This window comes from Streptomyces sp. NPDC102451 (assembly GCF_044765485.1).
Lineage (GTDB): Bacteria > Actinomycetota > Actinomycetes > Streptomycetales > Streptomycetaceae > Streptomyces.
Map to the genome: position 1 here is coordinate 407,375 of NZ_JBIWKD010000001.1, position 23,279 is coordinate 430,653.

The 23,279-nt window shown below is 71.5% G+C and carries 20 protein-coding genes; 9 read left to right on the top strand and 11 right to left on the bottom strand.

Annotated features, from left to right (window positions below; all coding sequences use genetic code 11):
- Positions 1–43 precede the first annotated feature (43 nt).
- The 5 genes from ACIRD8_RS01990 to ACIRD8_RS02010 form a co-directional block, all read right to left on the bottom strand.
- Complete coding sequence (locus ACIRD8_RS01990) at positions 44–1,798, bottom strand: NAD+ synthase (RefSeq protein WP_403984990.1); 1,755 nt, start codon at positions 1,796–1,798, stop codon at positions 44–46.
- 92 nt (positions 1,799–1,890) lie between these two features.
- On the bottom strand, positions 1,891–3,468 hold the full coding sequence (locus ACIRD8_RS01995; protein ID WP_403984992.1) for a multicopper oxidase family protein: 1,578 nt from the start codon (positions 3,466–3,468) through the stop codon (positions 1,891–1,893).
- 230 nt (positions 3,469–3,698) lie between these two features.
- A complete protein-coding gene (locus ACIRD8_RS02000) occupies positions 3,699–4,124 on the bottom strand; it encodes a CBS domain-containing protein (RefSeq protein WP_403984994.1) in 426 nt (141 codons plus the stop codon).
- A gap of 124 nt (positions 4,125–4,248) precedes the next feature.
- Complete coding sequence (locus tag ACIRD8_RS02005; RefSeq protein WP_403984996.1) at positions 4,249–4,932, bottom strand: DUF305 domain-containing protein; 684 nt, start codon at positions 4,930–4,932, stop codon at positions 4,249–4,251.
- Positions 4,929–5,603 (bottom strand): DUF3105 domain-containing protein, encoded by a 675-nt coding sequence (locus tag ACIRD8_RS02010; RefSeq protein ID WP_403984998.1) that lies wholly within the window; start codon positions 5,601–5,603, stop codon positions 4,929–4,931. Before ACIRD8_RS02010 ends, ACIRD8_RS02005 begins: the two co-directional genes overlap by 4 nt.
- Before the next feature lie 245 nt (positions 5,604–5,848).
- Between ACIRD8_RS02010 and glnA the strand changes: the two genes are divergently transcribed.
- Complete coding sequence (glnA, locus tag ACIRD8_RS02015) at positions 5,849–7,210, top strand: type I glutamate--ammonia ligase (RefSeq protein WP_099176388.1); 1,362 nt, start codon at positions 5,849–5,851, stop codon at positions 7,208–7,210.
- Between the two features lie 60 nt (positions 7,211–7,270).
- Here the strand turns inward: glnA and ACIRD8_RS02020 are convergent, their stop codons facing one another.
- Positions 7,271–8,245: a TerC family protein gene (locus ACIRD8_RS02020; RefSeq protein WP_403985000.1), complete on the bottom strand. Its 975-nt coding sequence runs from the start codon at positions 8,243–8,245 to the stop codon at positions 7,271–7,273.
- A gap of 154 nt (positions 8,246–8,399) precedes the next feature.
- On the opposite strand from ACIRD8_RS02020, the gene ACIRD8_RS02025 reads away from it, so the two are divergent.
- The 4 genes from ACIRD8_RS02025 (at position 8,400) to ACIRD8_RS02040 (ending at position 11,754) form a co-directional block, all read left to right on the top strand.
- The gene (locus tag ACIRD8_RS02025; protein ID WP_403985002.1) at positions 8,400–9,287 is read left to right on the top strand and encodes a universal stress protein; all 888 of its coding nucleotides are present in this window, start codon (positions 8,400–8,402) and stop codon (positions 9,285–9,287) included.
- Positions 9,288–9,393: 106 nt separating this feature from the next.
- Complete coding sequence (locus tag ACIRD8_RS02030; protein ID WP_403985004.1) at positions 9,394–10,665, top strand: hemolysin family protein; 1,272 nt, start codon at positions 9,394–9,396, stop codon at positions 10,663–10,665.
- A gap of 252 nt (positions 10,666–10,917) precedes the next feature.
- On the top strand, positions 10,918–11,277 hold the full coding sequence (locus ACIRD8_RS02035) for a hypothetical protein (protein ID WP_403985006.1): 360 nt from the start codon (positions 10,918–10,920) through the stop codon (positions 11,275–11,277).
- Between the two features lie 111 nt (positions 11,278–11,388).
- The gene (locus ACIRD8_RS02040) at positions 11,389–11,754 is read left to right on the top strand and encodes an iron chaperone (RefSeq protein ID WP_403985008.1); all 366 of its coding nucleotides are present in this window, start codon (positions 11,389–11,391) and stop codon (positions 11,752–11,754) included.
- 252 nt (positions 11,755–12,006) lie between these two features.
- Here ACIRD8_RS02040 and ACIRD8_RS02045 read toward each other — a convergent pair whose 3' ends face one another.
- On the bottom strand, positions 12,007–12,597 hold the full coding sequence (locus tag ACIRD8_RS02045) for a TetR family transcriptional regulator (protein WP_403985010.1): 591 nt from the start codon (positions 12,595–12,597) through the stop codon (positions 12,007–12,009).
- Positions 12,598–12,780: 183 nt separating this feature from the next.
- Here ACIRD8_RS02045 and ACIRD8_RS02050 point away from each other — a divergent pair, with 183 nt between their 5' ends.
- Positions 12,781–14,280 carry an MDR family MFS transporter gene (locus ACIRD8_RS02050; protein ID WP_403985623.1) on the top strand — a complete coding sequence of 500 codons (1,500 nt, stop codon included), beginning with the start codon at positions 12,781–12,783 and terminating at the stop codon, positions 14,278–14,280.
- A gap of 51 nt (positions 14,281–14,331) precedes the next feature.
- Here the strand turns inward: ACIRD8_RS02050 and ACIRD8_RS02055 are convergent, their stop codons facing one another.
- On the bottom strand, positions 14,332–15,522 hold the full coding sequence (locus ACIRD8_RS02055; RefSeq protein ID WP_403985012.1) for an MFS transporter: 1,191 nt from the start codon (positions 15,520–15,522) through the stop codon (positions 14,332–14,334).
- Between the two features lie 54 nt (positions 15,523–15,576).
- On the opposite strand from ACIRD8_RS02055, the gene ACIRD8_RS02060 reads away from it, so the two are divergent.
- Both ACIRD8_RS02060 and ACIRD8_RS02065 read left to right on the top strand, forming a co-directional pair.
- Positions 15,577–16,338 carry an AraC family transcriptional regulator gene (locus tag ACIRD8_RS02060; RefSeq protein ID WP_403985014.1) on the top strand — a complete coding sequence of 254 codons (762 nt, stop codon included), beginning with the start codon at positions 15,577–15,579 and terminating at the stop codon, positions 16,336–16,338.
- Between the two features lie 171 nt (positions 16,339–16,509).
- The gene (locus ACIRD8_RS02065; protein WP_403985016.1) at positions 16,510–17,298 is read left to right on the top strand and encodes a putative protein N(5)-glutamine methyltransferase; all 789 of its coding nucleotides are present in this window, start codon (positions 16,510–16,512) and stop codon (positions 17,296–17,298) included.
- A 40-nt stretch (positions 17,299–17,338) separates the two neighbouring features.
- On the opposite strand, the gene ACIRD8_RS02070 is transcribed toward ACIRD8_RS02065, so the two are convergent.
- Positions 17,339–17,866 carry a pyridoxamine 5'-phosphate oxidase family protein gene (locus tag ACIRD8_RS02070; RefSeq protein ID WP_403985018.1) on the bottom strand — a complete coding sequence of 176 codons (528 nt, stop codon included), beginning with the start codon at positions 17,864–17,866 and terminating at the stop codon, positions 17,339–17,341.
- Between the two features lie 148 nt (positions 17,867–18,014).
- Between ACIRD8_RS02070 and ACIRD8_RS02075 the strand changes: the two genes are divergently transcribed.
- The gene (locus ACIRD8_RS02075; protein WP_403985020.1) at positions 18,015–21,011 is read left to right on the top strand and encodes a bifunctional [glutamine synthetase] adenylyltransferase/[glutamine synthetase]-adenylyl-L-tyrosine phosphorylase; all 2,997 of its coding nucleotides are present in this window, start codon (positions 18,015–18,017) and stop codon (positions 21,009–21,011) included.
- 62 nt (positions 21,012–21,073) lie between these two features.
- On the opposite strand, the gene ACIRD8_RS02080 is transcribed toward ACIRD8_RS02075, so the two are convergent.
- Complete coding sequence (locus ACIRD8_RS02080; RefSeq protein ID WP_403985625.1) at positions 21,074–21,946, bottom strand: phosphatase PAP2 family protein; 873 nt, start codon at positions 21,944–21,946, stop codon at positions 21,074–21,076.
- A gap of 187 nt (positions 21,947–22,133) precedes the next feature.
- Positions 22,134–23,177: a LacI family DNA-binding transcriptional regulator gene (locus ACIRD8_RS02085; RefSeq protein ID WP_403985022.1), complete on the bottom strand. Its 1,044-nt coding sequence runs from the start codon at positions 23,175–23,177 to the stop codon at positions 22,134–22,136.
- Positions 23,178–23,279 lie beyond the last annotated feature (102 nt).

Genomic DNA, 23,279 nt, shown 5'->3' on the forward strand with positions numbered 1-23,279 from the left:
CGGGTCACCGGCATCGGGCAGATGCCCTAAGGGCTGCCCCGCGTCAGCCCGACTCGCGCCACCGGTTCGTGATCGGCAGCCGGCGGTCCTTGCCGAAGCCCTTCGGCGAGATCTTCGTGCCCGGCGGGTACTGCCGCCGCTTGTACTCCGCCGTGTCCACCATCCGCAGCGTCCTCGTCACCAGGGCCTCGTCGAACCCGGCCGCCACGATCGCGTCCCGGCCCTGGTCCCGGTCGACGTACAGCTCCAGGATCCGGTCCAGCACGTCGTAGTCCGGCAGGGAGTCCGTGTCCACCTGGTCCGGGCGCAGTTCGGCGCTCGGCGGCTTGGTGATCGACGCCTCCGGGATCGGCGGGGTCTGGCCACGCTCCTCGGCGGCGCGGTTGCGCCACTTCGCGAGGCGGAAGACCGACGTCTTGTACACGTCCTTGATCGGCCCGTACGCGCCGACGGAGTCCCCGTACAGCGTGGAATAGCCCACCGCCAGCTCGGACTTGTTGCCCGGCGCCAGCACGATCTGGCCCTCCTGGTTGGAGACGGCCATCAGCATCGTGCCGCGCAGCCGCGACTGGAGGTTCTCCTCGGCGAGATTGGTGAGCCCCAGCGACCCCATGTACGCGTCGAACATCGGCTCGATCGGTACGGTGCGGAAGTTCAGCCCCGTACGCCGGGCCAGCTCGGCCGCGTCGCCCTTGGAGTGGTCCGAGGAGTACTTCGAGGGCATCGAGATGCCGTACACGTGCCGGGCCCCCAGCGCGTCGCAGGCGATCGCCGCGACGAGCGCCGAGTCGATGCCGCCCGAGAGCCCGATCAGGACGCTGCTGAACCCGTTCTTCGCGGCGTACGCGCGCAGGCCCACGACCAGTGCCGAGTACAGCTCCTCGTCGTCGTCGAGCCGCTCCGCGTACCCGCCGGCCAGCTCCGGCGCGTAGGCGGGGAGCGGAGCCGCGCTCAGCACCACGTGGTCGATGCGCAGCCCGTCGTTGACCACCCCTGACGGCGCCTGGGCCGCGGCGGCCGGCAGGTCCAGGTCGAGGATCACGCTGCCCTCGGCGAACTGCGGTGCGCGGGCGATGACTTCGCCGTGCCGGTCGACGACGATGGAGTCCCCGTCGAAGACCAGCTCGTCCTGGCCGCCGATCATCGCCAGGTACGCCGTCGTGCACCCGGCCTCCTGGGCGCGCTTACGGACCAGCTCCAGCCGGGTGTCGTCCTTGTCGCGCTCGTACGGCGAGGCGTTGATCGACAGCAGCAGCCCGGCACCGGCGGCCCGCGCGGCCGGGACACGTCCGCCGTCCTGCCAGAGGTCCTCGCAGATCGCGAGCGCCACGTCGACGCCGTGCACCCGCACGACGGGCATCGAGTCGCCCGGCACGAAGTACCGGAACTCGTCGAACACGCCGTAGTTGGGCAGGTGGTGCTTGGCGAAGTTCAGCGCGACCCGCCCGCGGTGCAGCACCGCGGCCGCGTTGCGCGGGGAACCGGCGGGCTGGCCGTAGCGTGCCGCCGGGTGCTCCGAGCGGTCGAGGTAGCCGACGACGACCGGCAGTTCCCCGAAGCCCTCGTCGGCGAGGCGGGCGGCCAGGACGCGCAGCGCCGTCCGGGAGGCCTCGACGAACGAGGACCGCAGGGCCAGGTCCTCGACGGGGTACCCGGTCAGCACCATCTCGGGGAACGCCACCAGGTGGGCGCCCTGCTCGGCGGCGTGCCGGGTCCAGTGGACGATCGACTCGGAGTTGCCGGCGAGGTCACCGACGGTCGCGTCGATCTGATTGAGTGCGAGACGTAGTTGAGGCACCCCGCCAGTGTAATCGTCTGACTGACGCGATGTCCTGGAGTCTCCCGTCCGGAGGCGGGGTGCCGCCTCCGGACGGGGACGTGCGGGGTGGCTCAGCGCAGGTAGCCGAGGACCGTCATCATCCCCGCCTCCGCGTGGTAGACGTTGTGGCAGTGCAGCATCCACAGCCCCGGGTTGTCCGCGTCGAAGTCGACCGTCAGCGTGCGTCCGGGCAGGATCGCCGCGGTGTCCTTGCGCGCCCCGAGGCCGGCCCCCTGGCCCGTGCCCGCCAGCGCGAAGGTGTGGCCGTGGAGGTGGAGGGGGTGCCACATGGAGGTGCGGTTGGTGAAGACCAGACGCACCCGCTCCCCGGCCCGGACGGGCAGCCGCGCCGCCGGGTCGTAGCTCTTGCCGTCGAAGCCCCAGTCGTACGCCGCCATGGAGCCCGTGAGCGTGATCCGTACGGTCCGGTCGGGCTCACGCGCCGCCAGCGCCACCGACTCGTCCGGGGCCAGCCGGTCGGCCGTCACCAGCTCGCCGTCCAGCTCGACGGGCCGTACGGAGGCGGGCGGCAGCGCCCCCGTCCCCGTCCGCAGCACGGCCAGGGCCGACGCGCCCTTGCCCTCGGCGAGGGCGGTCAGCGGGAACACCCCGTCCCCGGCCGTCACCAGCACGTCGTAGCGCTCGCCCATGCCGAGCAGCAGGGCGTCGGTCTCCGTGTGCCGCACCGGGAAGCCGTCCGTGTGCGTCACCGTCATCCGGTGGCCGCCGAGCGCCAGCCGGAACGCGGTGTCCCCGCCGGCGTTGATGACGCGCAGCCGGATGCGGTCGCCGGGCCGGGCCTCGAAGACCGAAGGGGCCTGGGCCCTGAGGCCGTTGATCAGGTAGTGAGGGTAGGCGACATCGCCCGCGTGGCCGCCGAGCAGGTCGCTCTCCGCCCCCTCCAGCAGCCGGGAGGGGCCCTCGGCGCCGGCCGCGCGCGCCGTGTCGTGACCGGCCGCGTCATGGGCGGTGCCCCGGCCCTTGGTGAGCTCGTCGAGGACCGCGTCGGGGGTGGAGCCGTCCACCCCGTCGAGCCAGTCGTCCAGGACGACGATCCACTCCTTGTCGTACGCGAGCGGCTCCTTCGGGTCGTCGACGATCAGCGGCGCGTACAGCCCCCGGTCGAGCTGGACCCCGGAGTGCGGGTGGATCCAGTGGGTCCCCGGGCGGGTGACCGCGAACCGGTAGGTGAAGTCGGCGCCTGCCTTGATCGGCTGCTGGGTCAGCCCCGGGACCCCGTCCATGTCGTTGCGGATCGAGAGGCCGTGCCAGTGCATCGTGGTGCTCTGCGTCAGATGGTTGGCCAGGGCGAGCTCCAGGGTGTCGCCCGCCGTGATCCGGATCGCCTCGCCGGGCAGACGGTCCCCGTACGCCCAGGTGGGGACGGTCAGGCCGTCGCCCAGCTCGAAGCGGGACGCGGCGGCGGTGAGCGAGACCGTCCGCAGGGGCCCGGCGCCCCGCCGGGTCTCGGCGTCCACCACCTCCGGTCCGTCGGGGGTGACGTACTGGTCGGCGGCGCGCGCGGGGGAGGGGGCGCGGACGGGAGAGGCGTGGGCCGGGGATGCGACGGCCCGGGAGGCGAGGCCTGCTGTTCCCGCGAGGGCGATACCGGCGCCGAGCAGGGCGCGACGAGTAGGCATTTCAGACATATTGCGCACCGTACCCCTGGCCGGTATAAGGGTGCGGCCCCGACACCCGGCGGCCCGGCGCTCCTCCTGCGTGCGGGGAACGCCGGGCCGTGGGCTCCGTCCGGGACGCCGGGCCGTCCGGATCCGTGCGGGGCGCCCGGCCGTGGCGGGGCGCCCGGCCGTCCGGGGCGCGGGACCGGGCGCCGGGCGGGTGCGGACGGTGCCCGGTCAGGGGGTGTCAGGCGCGGGCGTCAGGCGCGGGCGTAGACCATCTCCGCCCAGCCGGCGACCTGCTCGTCCGAGAGGTGGAGCGCCAGGTCGGCCTCGCTGATCATGCCGATGAGCTTCTTGTCCTCGACCACCGGGAGCCGGCGGATCCGATGGCTCTGCATCTCCTCCAGCACCGCGTCGACGTCCGCCGACGACTCGATCCAGCGCGGGGTGCCCTCGCAGAGTTCGCCCGCCGTCACCTTCGACGGATCGTGTCCCTCCGCCACACAGCCGATCACGATGTCGCGGTCGGTGATGATCCCGACCATCCGGTCCTGCTCACCGTTGGCGGAGACGGGCAGCGCCCCCACCTTGTGGTCACGCATCATCTGCGCGGCGCGGTCGAGCGTCTCGTGGGCGGGGATCCAGTGGGCCCCCGTGTGCATGATGTCCTTGGCCGTGGTCATGGGCTTGCCTCCTGCGTGCCCGTGGGCACTGGTGTGCGGCCCCGAGTCCTTCCATCGTCGCGGGCCCGCCCGGCGCACGCGAACGCTGTCACCCGTTCGGGCGTACGCCGGGCCGGTCCCGCGCTCAGGAACGGGGCGCCGCCCCGCGCGCCGCGAGCATGTCCGCCATCAGGTCCAGCTCGGACTGCTGGGCCTCGACCATGCCCCGGGCCAGGCGCTTCTCCACCGGCACGGTGCACCGCTCGGCGCAGCCGCGGGCCATCGCGACGCCGCCCTTGTGGTGGTCGGTCATCAGCTGCAGGAAGAGGATCTCGGCCTGCTCGCCACGGGCCGCCCGGAGCCGGCCGAGCTCGGTCCTGGTCGCCATGCCGGGCATGAGGGCGGCCGCATCATGATCCATGCCCTCCATGCCCTCCATTTCGTGACCGCTGTGACCGTCGCCGGTCATCCAGGCCATCGGCCCCTGCCCGTCCGGCGCCGTCTTCGGCAGCTCCCACAGATCGAGCCAGCCGAGCAGCATGCCCCGCTGATTGGCCTGCGTGTTGGCGATGTCGTAGGCGAGACGCCGTACGTCCTCGTCCTGCGTGCCGTCCCGCACGATGAACGACATCTCCACGGCCTGCTGATGGTGGACGGCCATGTCCCGCGCGAAGCCCGCGTCCGCGGACCGCGCCGACGGCGTACGGGGTGCGGCCGGAGCCCCGTCACCCCGCGCGGAGGCGACCGTCGCCGCGCCGGCGAACAGCAGGGCGAGGGCCACCGCGGAACCTGCGACCCACCGCGTACGCAGGTTGCCCGCCCGGCTCACCCGTCGACCCCGCCGGTGCACGGCGCGCCCGGTTCGGGCGTCTGCGCGCCCTGGACGTACTTCGCGAAGAAGGCGGCCACCCGCGGGTCGTCCGCGCCGTCCACCGTGACCTGCTTGCCCCAGGCACTCAGCATGATCGCCCCCGCCTGTCCCTCGTACGGGGACATCAGGGAGTACGGGGTGCTCTTCACCCGGGACGCGAGTGCGGCGACGGCGTCGGGAGAGGCCTTCTCGCTGACCGTCACCCAGACCGCACCGTGCTCAAGGGCGTGCACGGCGTTGACGTTCGGGACGGCCTTTTCGTATACGACGCCGTCGCAGTTCAGCCAGGCCGGATTGTGGTTCCCGCCGACGGGCGGCTCCATCGGGTACGTCACGTCGGTCGTGACGTGGTCGCGGGTCAGCTTCGTCGCGTCCCACGTCTTCTCACCCGCGATCGGCCCCGCGGCGAGGTCCTTCTCCCCCTGCTCGGTCTGCTTGGCGTCCTGGGCCAGGCCGCCCCCGAGCTTCTCCTTCGCCTCGGACTTCTCCAGGAGCATGTAGGACCCGAAACCGAGCAGTCCGGCGACCACGACGGCACTCAGGCCTATGGCGACGACATGGCTGTGGCGGCCGTGCGCACGGTCGGCGTCGCGCATCTGCTCTGCGCGGGTCCTGCGGTCGAAGCTCATGACGTCGGGTCCTTCTGCCAAGGGGTCGGGAGGGACGGAAGCGGAGCGGGAATTCCCGGTCGCGGCGGGCCACGGCCGAGCGGCTGCGGCCCTTGCACACCACGGGCGCCGATCGTAGTGGGTGGCCGCGTGCTCTCTCTCACACCGTGTGCGTAATCTGGGTGAAATCCCGGGTCGTGATACTGAGGTGTCTCCCCTACCCCGGGCGGTGGTGCACGGACCGTCTGAACTGCAAGGATGTGGCTATGGACAAGCAGCAGGAATTCGTCCTCAGGACGCTTGAGGAGCGCGACATCCGCTTCGTACGGCTGTGGTTCACCGATGTTCTCGGTTACCTCAAGTCCGTCGCCGTGGCCCCGGCCGAGCTCGAACAGGCCTTTGACGAGGGCATCGGCTTCGATGGCTCCGCGATCGAGGGCTTCGCCCGTGTATACGAATCGGACATGATCGCGAAGCCGGACCCCGGCACGTTCCAGATCCTCCCCTGGCGCGCGGAGGCCCCGGGCACGGCACGGATGTTCTGCGACATCCTGATGCCGGACGGCTCGCCCTCCTTCGCCGACCCTCGCTTCGTGCTCAAGCGCATCCTCGCGAAGACCTCCGACCTGGGCTTCACCTTCTACACCCACCCGGAGATCGAGTTCTTCCTGCTGAAGAACAAGCCGGTCGACGGCAGCCGCCCCACCCCGGCCGACAGCTCCGGCTACTTCGACCACACCCCGCAGAACGTCGGCATGGACTTCCGCCGCCAGGCGATCACCATGCTCGAATCGATGGGCATCTCGGTCGAGTTCAGCCACCACGAGGGCGCCCCCGGCCAGCAGGAGATCGACCTGCGGTACGCCGACGCGCTCTCCACCGCCGACAACATCATGACCTTCCGCCTGGTCATGAAGCAGGTCGCGCTGGAGCAGGGCGTGCAGGCCACCTTCATGCCGAAGCCGTTCTCGGAGTACCCGGGCTCGGGCATGCACACCCACCTCTCCCTCTTCGAGGGCGACCGCAACGCCTTCTACGAGTCGGGCGCCGAGTACCAGCTGTCGAAGGTGGGCCGCTCCTTCATCGCGGGCCTCCTCACGCACGCCGCGGAGATCTCCGCCGTGACCAACCAGTGGGTCAACTCGTACAAGCGCATCTGGGGCGGCTCCAGCCGCTCCGCGGGTGCGGGCGGCGAGGCCCCCTCGTACATCTGCTGGGGCCACAACAACCGCTCCGCGCTGATCCGCGTCCCGATGTACAAGCCCGGCAAGACCGGCTCGGCCCGCGTCGAGGTCCGCTCCATCGACTCCGGCGCCAACCCCTACCTGACGTACGCGGTGCTGCTCGCCGCGGGCCTCAAGGGCATCGAGGAGGGCTACGAACTCCCGGCCGGTGCCGACGACGACGTCTGGGCCCTCTCCGACTCGGAACGCCGCGCGATGGGCATCGAGCCGCTCCCGCAGAACCTGGGCGAGGCGATCTCGCTGATGGAGAAGAGCGAACTGGTCGCCGAGACGCTGGGCGAGCACGTCTTCGACTTCTTCCTGCGCAACAAGAAGCAGGAGTGGGAGGAGTACCGCAGCGAGGTCACGGCCTTCGAGCTGAAGAACCTGCTGCCGGTGCTGTAGCGGGGGCCGTCGTAGGAGTGGGGGCTTCGGGCCGGCGGTGCGCGCACCGCCGGCCCGACGTCAGTCTTCGTCGCCCGGATCCTCCGCCTTCCGCGCGGTGGCCGAGCTCGGGTGCCGGATGCTCAGCAGGACGGACACGGCCAGGATCGTGGCGATCACCGCCAGGCTGATGGGAGAAGGGATCTCCGGGATACTGGTGCTGATCAGCTTGTGCGACGCCTGAAGGATGAGTTTCACGCCGATGAAGGCGAGGATCAGCGCGACGCCCTGGCCGAGGTAGCGGAATTTGTCCAGCAGCCCGGCGAGCAGGAAGTACAGAGCGCGCAGGCCGAGGATGGCGAACGCGTTGCTGGTGTAGACGATGAAGGCCTCGTCGCTGACCGCGAGGACGGCGGGCACGCTGTCCACGGCGAAGATCAGATCGGCTGCCTCGATCGCCACGACGACGGCGAGCAGCGGGGTGGCGACCCGCTTGCCGGCTTCCTTCACGAAGAACTTCGTCCCGGCGTACTCGTCCCGGACCGGCACCACCTTGCGCAGCAGGCGCACGGCGATGCTCCCGCCCGGGTCGAACCTGTCCTCGTCCCCCTTGAGGATCTTGTACGTGCTGTAGAAGAGGACCGCGGCGAAGGCGAACAGCACTGCGGTGAACCGGCTGACCAGGGCCACTCCGGCGGCCAGGAAGACGCCTCGGAACACCAGCGCGCCGATGACGCCGAAGAACAGCACACGGTGCTGGTAGGCGCGCGGCACCTTGAAGTAGGCGAAGATCAGCGCGAAGACGAAGAGGTTGTCGACCGACAGGCTCTTCTCCAGCAGCCACGCGGTGGTGTAGTCGACCCCTGGTGTCGTGCCCAGGACCAGGAAGACGATCGCGCCGAAGGAGAGGGCGAGACCGACCCACACCGCACTCCAGGCAGCGGCCTCCTTGAACCCGATGACATGCGTGTCCCGGTGCGCGAGCAGATCCACGGTCAGCGACACGACCACGGTGACGACGAACGCGGCCCAGAGCCAGAGCGGTACATCGAGCACGGGAGACCCCTCACACCTGCGGGGCGAATGCCTGCCTTGTCCGCATTCTGCCCCAGCGGGTTCGTCGTGTCGCCCGCACGCGTTGGCGGGACGGGCGCATGTGAGGAAACGTGGTAAGCGGGACGGGGGTACATCTGAAGATCGGAGGGTCGTCGTGAGTGCGCCTGTTGTCGTGGGTGTGGACGGTTCGGCGTCGAGTCTGGACGCGGTCGATCTTGCGGCCCGCGAGGCGCGGCTGCGTGGACGCGGGCTCAGGGTGGTGCACGCGTTCATCTGGCCGATGATGCACGTGCATCAGGGAGCACCGTCCGTGGGGCCGCCGGGGGGCGGGCTCCGCAACATGGTGGGCCGGATCGTGGCCGAGGCGGTGGAACGTGCCCGGTCCGTCGAGCCCGAGCTGGAGGTCACCAACGCGGTGGTCACGGGCGAGCCGCTGACGGTGCTGGAAGCCCAGTCCCGGCAGGCCCCGCTGATCGTGGTCGGCAGCCGGGGGCTGGGCGGGTTCGTAGGGTTGCTGCTGGGATCGACGGCGGTGCATCTGGCCGCCCACAGCCAGTGCCCGGTCCTCCTGGCGCGGAAGCAGGCGTCTCCCGGCCGTGGGATTCTCCTGGGCTGCGACGGATCGCCGGCCGCCGACGCGGCGGTCGAGTTCGCCTTCGAGGAGGCGTCCTTGCGCGGGGAGCCGCTGACCGCGCTGCATGCCTGGACCGCGTGGAACGCACCTCTGCCCCCTCCGCAGAACGCCGCGGAGCCGTACGCCGCCCGGCCGGGTGAACTTGCCGATACGGAGGAGCGCCTGGTGCACGAGGCGCTGGCGGGGCGTCGGGAGCGGTACCCGGGGGTGGCCGTGGAGCACCGGGTGACGCGGAGCCGGACCCGGGAGGCGCTGATCGAGGCGAGCCGCTCCGCGCGGACGCTCGTGGTCGGAGCCCGGGGGCGTGGTGGCTTCGTCGGGCTGTTGCTGGGGTCGGTCAGCCAGGCCATGCTGCACCATGCGCACTGTTCCGTCGCCGTGGTGCGGGCACCCACCGAACCTCGTTGACGGCCGCGGTGCGGTGCGGTCGCCGATCCGGCCGTACGGCCGCCCGCGACACCACGGCAGCGCCGTGTGAGAGCGATGCGGCCCCACGGATGACACGGTGGCGCCCATGGACGGTTACGGGTTCGACCTCGCGCTCATCGCCGCGCTGATCCTGCTCAACGCGCTCTTCGCCGGCAGTGAGATCGCGTTGATCTCCCTGCGCGAGAGCCAGCTGCGCCGGCTGCGGAAGCGAGGGGGGACCCGTGCGGCACGGCTGCTCCACCTGACCGAGGACCCCAACCGCTTCCTCGCCACCATCCAGATCGGCATCACACTCGCCGGATTCCTGGCCTCCGCCACCGCCGCGGTGTCTCTGGCCGAGCCGCTGGTCCCCCTCCTGGGATTCACCGGCCGGGCCGCCGAACCGCTGGCCATCGCCCTGGTGACCCTGCTCCTGACCTTCGTCACCCTCGTCGCGGGCGAACTCGCGCCCAAACGCCTGGCCATGCAGTACGCCCAGCGGTGGGCCCTGGTGGCGGCCACACCCCTCGACCTCCTGGCGACCGCCGCCCGCCCCGCCGTGTGGACGCTGGGCAAGTCCACGGACCTGGTGGTGCGTCTGTTCGGCGGCGACCCGCGCGAGGCGCAGCAGCCGCCCGGGCCGGAAGAGCTGCGGGACATGGTCATCAGCCACCGAGGTCTCACCGCGCAGCAGCGCACGATCATCTCCAGGGCTCTGGAAATTCAGGAGCGCCCGCTGCGAGCCGTCCTCGTGCCGCGCCTGGAGGTCTTCACCCTGCCCGGCGACATGCCCACGGCCCGGGCTCGTCTCGCTCTGGCCCGCTCGGGCCACTCCCGGGCCCCGGTCCTGGGCGCCGGCCACATCGACGATGTTCTCGGCGTCGTCCACCTCCGTGACCTGACCACCGGCGGGGACACGGCCCCCGTCAGCGCCCTCGCCCGCCCACCGCTGTTCTTCTCCGACTTCGTGAAGGTCTCCGAAGCGCTGGGGCGGCTGATGGCCGCCCACGAGCAACTGGCTCTCGTGGTCGACGAGCACGGCTCCGTCGACGGCATCGTCACCATCGAAGACCTCCTGGAGGAGATCGTCGGTGAGATCTACGACGAGGCCGACCGTGACACGGCAACCGTGCGCACCCAGCCCGACGGCTCACTGCTCCTGCCCGGCAGCCTTCCCCTCCATGACCTGCCCGACCTCGGGATCGACCTCGGCGACTCCGTCCACGGCCCGTTCACCACCGTCGCCGGCCTCGTCCTGGCCCGCCTCGGGGAGCTGCCGCAACAGCCCGGAGACACCGTCCGGCTCGCACAGTGGACCATCGAGGTCACCGGCGTCGAACGGCACGCGATCACGGCCGTCCGCCTCCGACAACGGTGAGGCCGGGCGGAGATAACCGACAGGAAGGGCATTCCCTGGCGAATGCGCTCCGTGATTTGCCGAGGTGTTCTCTCTTCGTTAGCCTGTCGGCCGCATCCTCATGATCATCGCAGGTCGGTTCTCGACGCGATGGCGAACAAAGGGGAACAGGCGGCCCGCTGCGATGTGCCGATCGGCAATTGTGCGCGGGCATGGGGGAAGGGAAAAGCAGTGGGGAAGTCTTTCCGAAGGATCGTCAGGGGTCTGGTCGCCATGACCGGAGTCTTCGCGATCAGCGTGGGTCTGTCGGGAAGTGCGGCTGCCGCGGAGGGGGTGTGGGTCTACGACACCACCTACTCCGCAGAAGCCAAGTTCTTCGCCTACGGCGAGCACTTCAGGGTGACGGACGTCAGCGCCGACCATCACTCGGCCGTCGGGCGGTGGCGCCAGACCGGCCCGGATGCCCAGTACCACTACTGCTGGGACGCCAACGGGGCGAACAACGGGTACAACGACTGCAATTACGGGCTCCCCGAGGGGACGTACGTGTATTACCAGGCGTGTATCGGCGAATATGCGACCCGGGATGTCTGGACGTCCACCTGTGGTACGACCGACCTCACCGTGACCTGATTTCTTTGAAATCCGAGGCGGCCTTTCCTTCTTCAGGGAAAGGCCGCCTCGGTTTCGGCAGGTGAGGTTCGTGCGAGTGATGCGTCGCGCCGCGTGGCCTACCCTCGGAGCATGGTGCAGAGCCAGGCGGAAGACGTCGACAGCTACCTCGCCGAGGTGCCCGTTGAACGCAGGGAGGCCCTGACCCGGTTGCGCGACCTGTGCCGGGCGGAGCTGACCGGGTTCACCGAGGTGATGGCGTACGGGATGCCCGCCTACGAGCGGGGCGGCGTCGGAGAGGTCGCCTTCGCTAGCCAGAAGCAGTACATCTCCGTCTATCTGCTGCGCAGCGACGTCCGCGAGGCGTTCGCCGAGCGGCTGGAGGGGCACGACATGGGCAAGGGATGCCTCCGCTTCCGCAGGCCCGAAGCGATCGACTTCCCCCTCCTCCGCGACCTCCTCCGCGCCACGGCGGCCGGGCCGGGCACGGTCTGCTGACTGCGGCGGGTGGATATCGGTAGGGGTTTCGGCACTTTCGCCGCCCTCCGCACCGCGGGCAACTGTCCTTAGCCCCTTCAGATTTCGTTCTGGGCGCCCTGTGTCCGGTGGTGGCGGTCGTAGTGGCGGGCCGCTCGGGCGCGGGCCGCGAGGAGTACGGGGTGCGAGGAGTACGGGGTGCGGGTCGTCCCGCGTCGCCGGGGGGCTACCGGGTCGTGATCTGAACCGGCCCCCGCGCCCCGGCGGCCGCTCTCAGTCGAAGCTGCGCGCCATCTCCTGGAGGACCTCGTCGATCACCTCTCCGGGTGACCGGGCCAGGTCCTCCTCGATCCACATGCGCATCGCGATCCGCAGCGTGGCGAGGAACGCGGCCGCCATGACCACCGGACGGACCGGGTCGTTCGCGGGGCCCCGGCGTACGGCTATGGCGTCCGCCAGGTCCCGTTCCAGCTCCGCGTGATTGGCGAGCTGGCGGGCCAGGAGCGAGGGGTGGCGCATGGCGAGCCTCGTGCGGATCGCCCACTCCCGCTCCGGGGGCTCGACGCGCCGCGAGAACTCCGTCACCGCGGCCCTCAGCGCCGTCCAGGCCGGCTCGTCGGCGGGGCGGTCCCTGACGGCGCGCACCAGCGACCCGATGAGCTGTTCCTCGCCGTAGAGGAGGGCGTCCTCCTTGTTGGTGAAGTAGTTCGAGAACGTCCTGCGGGAGATGCCGGCCGCGTCGGCCACCGCCTCCACCGTCACGTGGTCGAAGCCGTGCTCGACGGTCAGCCGCATCGTCGCCTCGTGCACGGCCTGCCGCGTGGCCGCCTTCTTGCGTTCCCGCAGTCCCACAGGGCTTTCCATACGGCCATTATCTACGCCACCGGAAAACTTGCACAGTGGGCAATATTGCCCACTGTGCATGTATGATGAAGGCTTCCTCTCCGCTCCCCCTCTTCCCTGCACCCTCCTTCTCGGGTGCTCCCTCGAATGCCCCGGAGGTTGCGCGTGAGCGCACAAACGGCCGCGCCCGCAGAGGCCGCGCCCATGGACCACCGCCACGTGATGCGCGCCCTGAGCGGGCTGCTGATCGTGCTGTTCGTGGCGATGATCAGCAGCACGGTGGTCTCGGTCGCCCTCCCGCAGATCATCGGATCGCTGAACGGCACCCAGTCGCAGTACACCTGGGTCGTCACCGCGACCCTGCTGGCCTCCACGGCCTCCACCCCGATCTGGGGCAAGCTCGCCGACCTGTTCAGCAAGAAACTGCTGCTCCAGATAGCCATCGGCCTGTTCGTCGTCTCGTCGATCGCCTGCGGCTTCGCCCAGACCACCGGGCAGCTCATCGGCTTCCGTGTGATTCAGGGCCTCGGCATGGGCGCGCTCCAGGTGCTCGTCCAGGTGATCATCGCCGCGATGATCAGCCCCAAGGAGCGCGGCCGGTACAACGGTTACCTCGGCGGGGTCATGGCCGTGGCCACCGTCGGCGGGCCGCTGCTCGGCGGGTTCATCACCGACACCTCCTGGCTCGGCTGGCGCTGGTGCTTCTTCATCGCCGTACCGTTCACCCTCGTCGCCTTCGTGCTGCTGACCCGCACCCTGCACCTCACCGAGATCCGCCGCCCGGACGTCAAGGTCGACTACCTGGGGGCCACGCTCATCGCCGCCGGCGTCAGCCTCCTGCTGCTCTGGGTCACCTTCGTCGACAACGACTTCGCCTGGATCTCCTGGCAGACCGGCGTCATGGTCGGTGCGAGCGTCGTGATCCTCGCCGTGGCCGTCCTCGTCGAGGCGCGGGTCAAGGAGCCGGTCGTCCCGCTCCACGTCGTACGCCGCCGGGACCCCGCCCTCGCCATCATCGCGAGCCTCGCGGTGGGCATGGCGATGTTCGGCGGTGCGGTCTTCCTCGGCCAGTACTTCCAGATCGGCCGCGGCAACTCGCCGACCGAGGCCGGACTGCTCACCATCCCGCTGATGTTCGGTGTGCTCGTCTCCTCGACCGTCGCGGGCCGCCTCGTCTCACGGACCGGCAAGGTGAAGCCGTACATCATCACCGGTGTCATCGTGCTCGCCCTCGGCTTCCTGGGGCTGTCCACGATCGACCACGAGACCTCGCTGGTCATCGTGTCGCTGGGCATGCTGGCCGTCGGCGCCGGCGTCGGCATGTCGATGCAGAACCTGGTGCTCGTGGTCCAGAACACCGTCCCGTTCAGCGAACTCGGCGCAGCCAGCGGTGCGATCACCTTCTTCCGCTCGCTCGGAGGGACCATCGGTGTCTCCGTGCTGGGCGCGGTGCTCGCCAACCAGGTCGCCACGAAGATCGCCGACGGGCTGACGAAGCTGGGCATCGATCCGGCCGCCTCCTCCTCGGGCGGCTCGACGCTGAACATCGCCGCCATGCCGCCGGAGATCCAGGAAGTGGTGCGTGCCGCCTACGGTGACGCGACCGGCCACATCTTCCTGATCTCGGCCGGTATCGCGGTGGTCGGTGTCATCGCGACACTCTTCCTGACGCCGACGAAGCTGCGCGACAGCGTGGATCTCTGACCCCGCCCGGGGCCCCGGCCGGACCGTGCCCGGGGCCCCGCCGGTCCCTGTTCAGGGCTGCCGCTCGGGCACCGGCGCGGGCGCCACGAGCCGGTGCACGGGCGGCTCCCGGAGCGTGCTCACCATCAGACAGGCCAGTCCCGGCATGAGGATCAGCGGAAGCAGGGCCGTACGCAGGGACGTCGCGTCGGCCAGCGCCCCGATCAGGGGACCGGCGACGCCGCCCACGCTGACCGCCAGCCCGAGAGTGATCCCGCTCGCCGTGCCCATCCGCGACGGCAGGTAGTCCTGACCGAGCGTCACCTGGAGCGAGAACGGGACGTACAGGCTCGCGGAGGTCAGCGCCACGAAGAGGTACAGGGCGGGCCCCGGGACGAGCACCGTGCCCGCGACGGCGACGATGCCCGCCAGGTACGCGCCGCGTACCACGGCGACCCGGTCGAACCGGGTGGCGAGCCGGCCCCCGAGCACGGTGCCCACCGCGCCGCCGAGGTACAGCACGGACAGCGCCACCGTGCCCGACGTCGTGCCGCCGCCCGTGCGCTGCCGGGCGTAGAGCGCGATGAACGTGCTCAGGCCCATGAACGCCACGGACCGGAAGGCCACCGCGCACGACAGCTTGACGAACGACCTGGTGTCGTCGTGCTCCCGCTCCGCCGGTGGCGCCGAACTCCCCTTCCCCGCCGCCGCGTCGGCCCTCCTCAGGGCACGCAGCACGGGCAGGCACAGGACGCTGCCCACCAGGGCCGGCAGGATCAGCAGGGGTGTGAAGCGCAGGCCCCCGGCGGCGATCGCGGCCGTGACCATGAACGGCGCGGCGGCGAAGCCGATGTTGCCGCCGAGCGAGAACCAGCCCATCGCGGTGTGGCTGCCCAGGGAGGCGATCCGCGCGACACGCGCCGACTCGGGGTGGTAGGCCGCGACCCCGACACCGGACACCGCGACGAACACCAGGGTCAGGGCGTACGAACCGCCGAGGCCGCTCAGCGCGACCCCCGCCCCGCCCAGCAGCGTGCTCGCCGGCAGCAGCCACGGCAGCGCCCACCGGTCGGTGAGCACGCCGAACAGCGGCTGGGCGACCGAGGACAGCAGCGACGCGGCGAGCACGATGCCCGACGCCACCGCATAGGTGTACGACCGCTCGGCGACGAAGAAGGGGATGAGCGCGGCCACGGAGCCCTGGTAGACGTCCACGCAGCCGTGCCCGACCGACAGCAGGAGGATCGTTCTGTTCGCTGGCACACCGTCATCGTCACGGCCCCGCACCCCGTCGCGCTTCCGATAATCTGCCGACCGATGCCGGAATTCCGCCACCAGCCGACCGCGCCCACCCGCAGCCAGTGGGTCGCACCCGGGGCTGCCATCGACGCCCACCGCCACGACGACCACCAGATCGTCTACGCGGCGCGTGGAGTGCTGGCCGTCACCACAGGGGCGGGCACGTGGGTCGCGCCCGCCAACCGCGCGGTCTGGGTGCCCGCCGGGACCGTCCACGCCCATCAGGCCCACGGCGGACTCGAACTCCACCTGGTCGGGCTGCCCCCGGCGGAGAACCCGCTCGGCCTGGACGAGCCGGCCGTGCTGACGGTCGGCCCCCTGCTGCGCGAACTGATCCTCGCCTACACGCGTGCCCCCGACGACGGGAGCCCCGCCCGCCGTCGGCTGCGGGCCGTGCTCCTCGACCAGTTGCGCGCCTCGCCCCAGATGCCCGTGCACCTGCCCGCCCCCACCGCCCCCGCGCTGCGGGCCCTCTGCGCGATCCTGCACGCCGACCCGGGCGACCCGCGCACACTCGCCGCGCTGGGCAGGGAGGTCGGCGCGAGCGACCGCACCCTGTCCCGGCTGTTCAGGAGCGACCTCGGCATGACGTTCCCCCAGTGGCGCACCCAGCTCCGCCTCTACCGCGCCCTGGTGATGCTCGCCGAGGGAACCCCCGTCACCACCGTGGCGCACGCCTGCGGCTGGTCGTCCGCCAGCGCCTTCATCGACGTGTTCCGCCGGGCCTACGGCCGCACACCCGGCGCCCACCTGCCCCGAGGAGGAGCGGAAGAGCGATGAGGGGCGCGGCCCGGTTCGGGTAGTGTGACCCCTCCCGAAGACGGGACCGACCCAGGAGGTGAGACCCATTACCGCTTCAGCAGGCTGGGCGCTCACCCCTCGCCGTCGTACGGCCCACCGGGCCTGAGCGATCGCGGAGCGCCCATCGGTCATCCCGAAAGGCTCCGCACCATGCAGGAATTCGTCCCCCCGCTCACCTTCTCCGCCCTCGTCACCGAACTCCGCACCGCCGGCTGTGTCTTCGCCGAGGACGAGGCGGAGCTCCTCCTCTCCACGGCGGCCGACCCCGCCGGACTCGCCGCCATGCTGGAACGCCGCGTCGCCGGCCTGCCGCTCGAACACGTCCTCGGCTGGGCCGAGTTCTGCGGGCTGCGGATCGACGTGGACCCCGGGGTCTTCGTGCCCCGGCGGCGTACGGAATTCCTCGTACGGCAGGCCGAGGCGCTCGCACCCGACCGGGCGGTCGTCGTCGACCTCTGCTGCGGTACGGGCGCCCTCGGCAGGGCACTCGTCTCCTCGCTGCGTGAGGCCGAACTGCACGCCGCCGACGTCGAACCCGCCGCCGTGCGCTGCGCCCGGCGCAACGTGGGAACACACGGCACCGTCTACGAGGGCGACCTCTTCGCGCCCCTGCCCCGGTCGCTGCGGGGCAGGGTCGACGTCCTGCTCGCCAACGTGCCGTACGTGCCCACCGAGGACGTCGGGCTGCTGCCCGCCGAGGCCCGCATCCACGAGCCGCTCGTCGCGCTCGACGGAGGCGGCGACGGGCTCGACGTGATGCGGCGCGTCGTCGCGGAGGCGACCGACTGGCTGGCCCCCGGCGGCAGTCTGCTGGTGGAGACGAGCGAGCGGCAGGCGGCGCGCGCCGAGGAGACGGTGGGGAGCGGCGGACTGACCGCGCGCGTCGTCGTCTCCGAGGAGCTGTACGCCACCGTCGTCATCGGCACCCGGCCCCGGTAGCCGGCGGGCCAGGGGTGCCGGGGGCCCCGGGCGCCAGGGCTCAGGCGAAGAGCCAGCGCGTCTGGCCGTACGGGTCTCCCTTGGCGAAGCCGAAGGCCGTGCTGGGGGCCACCGCGAAGACCTCCGCACGGCCGCCCGCACCGTTGGAGAACATGCCGTCGGTGACGCCGAAGTGCCAGTCGGCGCCGTACTTCGTCTCCCAGGCCTCGGCCAGTGCGATCAGCCGCCGTTCGTCCGTCACCCGGGCGGCCCGGCCCTCGACCACCACGTCGAACCCGTGGGTCAGCGAGTTGGCGCCGGTCGTGAGGACGACCTCCGGGTTGGCCGCCAGGTTGCGCGCCTTGCGTTCCGAGGGCCCCGTGCAGAAGTGCAGCGCACCCTGCGACCAGAGACCGATCAGCGGGGTGACGTGCGGGCGGCCGTCGGGCCGGACCGTGGACAGCCAGTACAGCTCCGCGCGCTCCAGCAGCGCGACCGCCTCCGCCCAGGGGCGGGCGGTGGCTCCCTCGCTGCTGTAGTGCGGGTCCAGGCTGGTCTCGGCGGCGTCGGGGGTGTCCTTCTCCGGCATTTCGGGCCTCCAGGAGCGGTGTCGCGGCGTGCGGGGTCCTCTCCCCGATCGTCCCCGTGAAGTGCGGACTCCGCTCCCGCTCCGAATTCATCGGCGGGGGCTAGGCTCGAAGGGCGGACATGTGTGATCGGCGGGCAGGAGACACAGGATGACGACGGTGCCGGGGCGCAGGAGCAGTACGTTCACCCGACTGCTGCGGCACGGTTTCACCGACCCGTCCGCCGCCGAAAGGCTGCTGGACCTGCCCGAGCTCTCCTCCGTACGGGCCGATCCCGTCCTCTTCGAGGCCCTCGGAGCGACCGCCGACCCCGATCTGGCCCTCCACGGGCTCGTACGGCTCGTCGAGGCCGAGGAGGCCGACGAACGGCAGATCCTGCTGGACACGCTCGTCACGGCCAAACCGCTGCGGGACCGGCTCCTCGGCGCCCTCGGCGCCTCCGAGGCGCTCGGGGACCACCTGGCACGGCACCCCCGCGACTGGCAGGTGCTGGTCACCTACGAGGCCACCGATCTGCACCCCGGGGTCCCCGAGTTCGAGGACATGCTCAGCGACGCCGTCGACCCGGACTCGCTGCGGGTCGCCTACCGCAGGTCCCTGCTGTCCATCGCGGCCCGCGACGTGTGCGGGACGACGGATGTCGCGCAGGTCGCCGCCGAGCTCGCCGACCTGGCGACGGCCACCCTGCGGGCGGCGCTCGCCATCGCCCGCGCCGACGCGCCCTCCGACGCCGCGCAGTGCCGGATCGCCGTCATCGCGATGGGCAAGTGCGGCGGCCACGAGCTGAACTACGTGTCCGACGTCGACGTGATCTTCGTGGGCGAGCCCATCGAGGGCGCGGAGGAGAGCGGCGCCATGCAGGCCGCCACCCGGCTCGTCGCCCATCTGATGCGGATCTGCTCCGACACCACCGTCGAGGGCACCATCTGGCCCGTCGACGCCAACCTCCGCCCCGAGGGCCGCAACGGACCACTGGTACGGACCCTGACCTCGCACCTCGCGTACTACCAGCGCTGGGCCAAGACCTGGGAGTTCCAGGCGCTGCTCAAGGCCCGGCCGGTCGCCGGGGACCCCGAGCTCGGGGCGGCGTACGTCGAGGCCGTGTCCCCGCTGGTGTGGCAGGCCGCGGACCGGGAGAACTTCGTCGGCGACGTACAGAAGATGCGCCGCCGCGTCGTCGACAACATCCCCGTCGACCGCGTCGACCGGGAGCTCAAGCTCGGCCCTGGCGGACTCCGGGACGTCGAGTTCGCCGTCCAGCTGCTCCAGCTCGTCCACGGCCGCAGCGACAGCTCCCTGCACGCCGGCTCCACCCTGGAGGCCCTGCGGGCCCTCGCCGACGGCGGATACGTCGGGCGGGCGGACGCCGCGCAGCTGGACGAGGCGTACCGCTTCCTGCGCGCCATGGAGCACCGCATCCAGCTCTACCGGCTGCGCCGCACCCACCTCGTCCCCGAGGACGAGGCCGACCTGCGCAGGCTCGGGCGCTCCCTCGGACTGCGCACGGACCCGGTCGCCGAGCTCAACCGGGCCTGGCGGCGGCACGCCTCCGTCGTACGGCGGCTGCACGAGAAGCTCTTCTACCGGCCGCTCCTGGACGCCGTCGCCCAGCTCGCCCCCGGCGAGAGCAGGCTCAGCGCCAAGGCCGCCGTCGTCCGGCTGGAGGCCCTCGGTTACGCCGATCCCGCCGCCGCGCTGCGCCACCTGGAAGCCCTGTCGTCGGGCGTCTCCCGGAAGGCCGCGATCCAGCGCACGCTGCTGCCGGTGCTGCTCGGCTGGTTCGCGGACTCCGCCGACCCGGACGCCGGGCTCCTCGGCTTCCGCCAGGTGTCCGACGCCCTCGGCAAGACCCCGTGGTACCTGCGGCTGCTGCGCGACGAGGGAGCCGCCGCCGAGAACCTCGCCCGGGTCCTGTCCGCCGGCCGCCTCGCCCCCGACCTGCTGATGCGGGCCCCGGAGGCCGTCGCCATCCTCGGCGACCCGGAGGGGCTGAAGCCGCGCAGCCGGGGCCACCTGGAACAGGAGGTGCTGGCCGCGGTCGGCCGCGCCCCCGGCGCCGAAGCGGCCGTCGCGGTGGCGCGCGGGGTACGGCGGCGGGAGCTGTTCCGTACGACGGCGGCCGACATCATCGGCTCGTACGGCACCGAGGACAACCCGGCCGAACCCGACCCGGGCGCCCTCGCCGACCGGGTCGGGTCCGCGGTCACCGACCTCAACGCGGCCACCCTCTCCGGGGCCCTGCGCGCCGCCGTCCGGGAGCGGTGGGGCGACACCCTGCCGACCCGGTTCACCGTCATCGGGATGGGACGCTTCGGCGGGCACGAGCTGGGTTACGGCTCCGACGCGGACGTCCTCTTCGTGCACGAACCCCGCGACGGGGTCAGCGACGAGGAGGCGGCCCGGGCCGCGAACGCCGTCGTCACCGAGATGCGCAGACTGCTGGAGCTGCCGACCGCCGACCCGCCGCTGCTCATCGACGCCGACCTGCGGCCGGAGGGCAAGACGGGGCCCCTGGCACGCACCCTGAAGTCGTACGAGGCCTACTACCGGCGCTGGTCGCTGATCTGGGAGAGCCAGGCACTGCTGCGCGCCGATCCGGTGGCCGGCGACGCGGAGCTGGGCCGCGCGTTCGTCGAGCTCATCGACCCGCTGCGCTACCCGGCGGAGGGGCTGGGCGACGACGCGGTCCGGGAGATCCGGCGGCTCAAGGCACGCATGGAGTCCGAGCGCATGCCGCGCGGCGCCGACCCGACGCTCCACACCAAGCTGGGCCGCGGCGGGCTCAGCGACGTCGAGTGGACGGTCCAGCTGATGCAGATGCAGCACGGCTGGGAGGAACCCGGGCTGCGCACCCCGCGCACGCGTGAGGCGCTGGCGGCGGCGTGCGCGGCGGGGCTGATCCCGGCCGAGGAGGCGCAGACGCTGGACGAGGCGTGGGTCCTGGCCTCACGCGTGCGCAACGCGGTGATGCTGGTGCGGGGGCGGCCGGGCGACACGTTCCCCTCGAACCCGCGTGAGCTCACGGCGGTGGGCCGGTACCTCGGCTACGAGCCGGGGCACGCGGGGGACATGCTGGAGGACTACCGGCGGATCACCCGGCGGGCCCGGGCGGTCGTCGAGGAGCGGTTCTACGGCGCCGCGGGGTGACACGGCGGGTGCTGCCCGGGGGTGGGACGGGTGGTGCCGCGGGTCGTGCGGGCGGCAGCACCTCAGTCGCCGGGCGTGCCCGTTCCGGCGGGTGACGTGGACGTGTCGGCCCGGGGCCCCAGCCGGGGCGCCCGGGCGGGCGGCCTCCGCAGGGCGCGCAGACGGGCCGCGCCGGGACGCTGCACCCGCTTCGGCAGGCGGTGCGGCAGCGACCCGTACCAGGCGTAGGAGAGGGCGATGCCGAACGTCAGACAGGCCATCCCGCCCACCGCGTCCAGCCAGAAGTGGTTCGCCGTCGCCACGATCACGACCAGCGTGGCCACCGGGTACAGGGCGCCCAGGATGCGCGCCCAGGGGGCGGTGGCCAGCACGCACATGGTCAGACCGCACCACAGGGACCAGCCGATGTGCATCGACGGCATCGCCGCGTACTGGTTCGACATGTGCTTGAAGTTGCCCGAGGCCATCGAGCCCCATGTCTGGTGCAGCATCACCGTGTCGATGAAGCCGCCGCCCCTCATCAGCCGGGGCGGTGCCAGCGGGAAGACGTAGTAGCCGAGCAGGGCCACCGCCGTGGTGGCGAAGAGGATCAGGCGGGCCGCCGCATAGCGGCCCGGATGGCGGCGGAACAGCCAGATGAGCACACCGATGGTGACGATGAAGTGCAGCGTCGCGTAGTAGTAGTTCATCGACACGATCAGCCATGTCACCGAATTGACGGCCCGGTTGACCGTCTCCTCGAAGGCGAGCCCGAAGGTGTGCTCCAGGGACCAGATCCAGTCGGCGTTCCGCAGGGCCGCGGCCTTCTGCTCCGGGACGGCGTTGCGCACCAGCGAGTAGAGCCAGTAACTGACCCCGATCAGAAGGATCTCGAACCAGAGGCGCGGGCGGCGCGGGGAGCGCAGCGAACGGAGTGAGGGCCGGGCGCGGCGCATCCGTGACAGGGGCGTCGCCCGCGTCGAACCGGACACCGCCATCCCGTCCGCGACGGGTGACGGGGTGGCCGCCGTGCGGTCTTCCTGCGTGGTCACGTGCGATTCACCCATAGGCGCAGAGTCTGCCAGATACGTCCCCCTCCGCCCGATGATCCTCCGATCGGGATCCGGTCGCACATCCAGTACGTCACCGACGGGAGCCGGGAGCCGGGGAGGGGCCCGGACCCGAGGCGGTTGAACCGCGTACGACGAGTTCGGGCATGAACACGAACTCGCTGTGCGGTGCGGGCGTGCCGCCGATCTCCTCCAGCAGGGTGCGCACCGCGGCCTGGCCCATCGCGGTCACCGGCTGCCGGATCGTGGTCAGCGGAGGATCGGTGAAGGCTATGAGGGGCGAGTCGTCGTACCCGACCACCGAGAGGTCGCGCGGAACGTCCTTCGACAGCCGGCGGGCCGCCCGGATCGCACCGAGCGCCATCATGTCGCTCGCGCACACCACCGCGGTGCAGCCGCGTTCCATCAGCGCCGAGGCTGCGGCCTGGCCGCCCTCCAGTGTGTACAGGGAGTGCTGGATCAGCTCCTCCACGGCGTCGGCGGTGAGATCCAGCTGCTCCCGCATCGTGGCGTGGAACCCCTCGATCTTGCGGAGCACCGGCACGAAACGCTTGGGTCCGACCGCCAGGCCGATGCGCTGGTGACCCAGCGCGACCAGATGTGTCACCGCGAGCCGCATCGCCGCCCGGTCGTCGGGGGAGATGAACGGGGCCTGCACCTTGGGGGAGAAGCCGTTGACCAGGACGAAGGGGACACCCTGGGCGCGCAGTTGCTCGTAGCGCTGCATGTCGGCGGAGGTGTCGGCGTGCAGTCCGGAGACGAAGATGATCCCCGAGACACCGCGGTCGACGAGCATCTCGGTGAGCTCGTCCTCGGTGGAGCCGCCCGGCGTCTGTGTCGCCAGCACCGGTGTGTAGCCCTGCCTGGTGAGCGCCTGGCCGATGACCTGGGCCAGCGCTGGGAAGATCGGGTTCTCCAGCTCCGGCGTGATCAGGCCGACGAGTCCGGCGCTGCGACGGCGCAGCCGGACGGGCCGCTCGTACCCGAGGACGTCGAGCGCCGCGAGGACGGATTCACGGGTGGCCGCAGCGACACCGGGCTTGCCGTTCAGTACGCGGCTGACCGTCGCTTCGCTGACCCCCGCCTGAGTTGCGATATCGGCAAGCCGTGCGGTCATGGCAATGGACTGTACCGGGCGCGTGTCGGATTGCCCACCATGCACGGGATCCGGGCACTCCGGCCCGGCGATCACCGGCCGGCGGCCTCCGCGCGGCAACAT

Bases quoted from the DNA above. Each gene is read 5' to 3' on its own strand.
- ACIRD8_RS01995 (WP_403984992.1), bottom strand. From the start codon at position 3,468: ATGTCTGAAATGCCTACTCGTCGCGCCCTGCTCGGCGCCGGTATCGCC.
- ACIRD8_RS02000 (WP_403984994.1), bottom strand. From the start codon at position 4,124: ATGACCACGGCCAAGGACATCATGCACACGGGGGCCCACTGGATCCCC.
- ACIRD8_RS02010 (WP_403984998.1), bottom strand. From the start codon at position 5,603: ATGAGCTTCGACCGCAGGACCCGCGCAGAGCAGATGCGCGACGCCGAC.
- glnA (WP_099176388.1), top strand. From the start codon at position 5,849: ATGGACAAGCAGCAGGAATTCGTCCTCAGGACGCTTGAGGAGCGCGAC.
- ACIRD8_RS02030 (WP_403985004.1), top strand. From the start codon at position 9,394: ATGGACGGTTACGGGTTCGACCTCGCGCTCATCGCCGCGCTGATCCTG.
- ACIRD8_RS02035 (WP_403985006.1), top strand. From the start codon at position 10,918: ATGACCGGAGTCTTCGCGATCAGCGTGGGTCTGTCGGGAAGTGCGGCT.
- ACIRD8_RS02040 (WP_403985008.1), top strand. From the start codon at position 11,389: ATGGTGCAGAGCCAGGCGGAAGACGTCGACAGCTACCTCGCCGAGGTG.
- ACIRD8_RS02045 (WP_403985010.1), bottom strand. From the start codon at position 12,597: ATGGAAAGCCCTGTGGGACTGCGGGAACGCAAGAAGGCGGCCACGCGG.
- ACIRD8_RS02050 (WP_403985623.1), top strand. From the start codon at position 12,781: ATGGACCACCGCCACGTGATGCGCGCCCTGAGCGGGCTGCTGATCGTG.
- ACIRD8_RS02060 (WP_403985014.1), top strand. From the start codon at position 15,577: ATGCCGGAATTCCGCCACCAGCCGACCGCGCCCACCCGCAGCCAGTGG.
- ACIRD8_RS02065 (WP_403985016.1), top strand. From the start codon at position 16,510: ATGCAGGAATTCGTCCCCCCGCTCACCTTCTCCGCCCTCGTCACCGAA.
- ACIRD8_RS02070 (WP_403985018.1), bottom strand. From the start codon at position 17,866: ATGCCGGAGAAGGACACCCCCGACGCCGCCGAGACCAGCCTGGACCCG.
- ACIRD8_RS02075 (WP_403985020.1), top strand. From the start codon at position 18,015: ATGACGACGGTGCCGGGGCGCAGGAGCAGTACGTTCACCCGACTGCTG.
- ACIRD8_RS02080 (WP_403985625.1), bottom strand. From the start codon at position 21,946: ATGCGCCGCGCCCGGCCCTCACTCCGTTCGCTGCGCTCCCCGCGCCGC.
- ACIRD8_RS02085 (WP_403985022.1), bottom strand. From the start codon at position 23,177: ATGACCGCACGGCTTGCCGATATCGCAACTCAGGCGGGGGTCAGCGAA.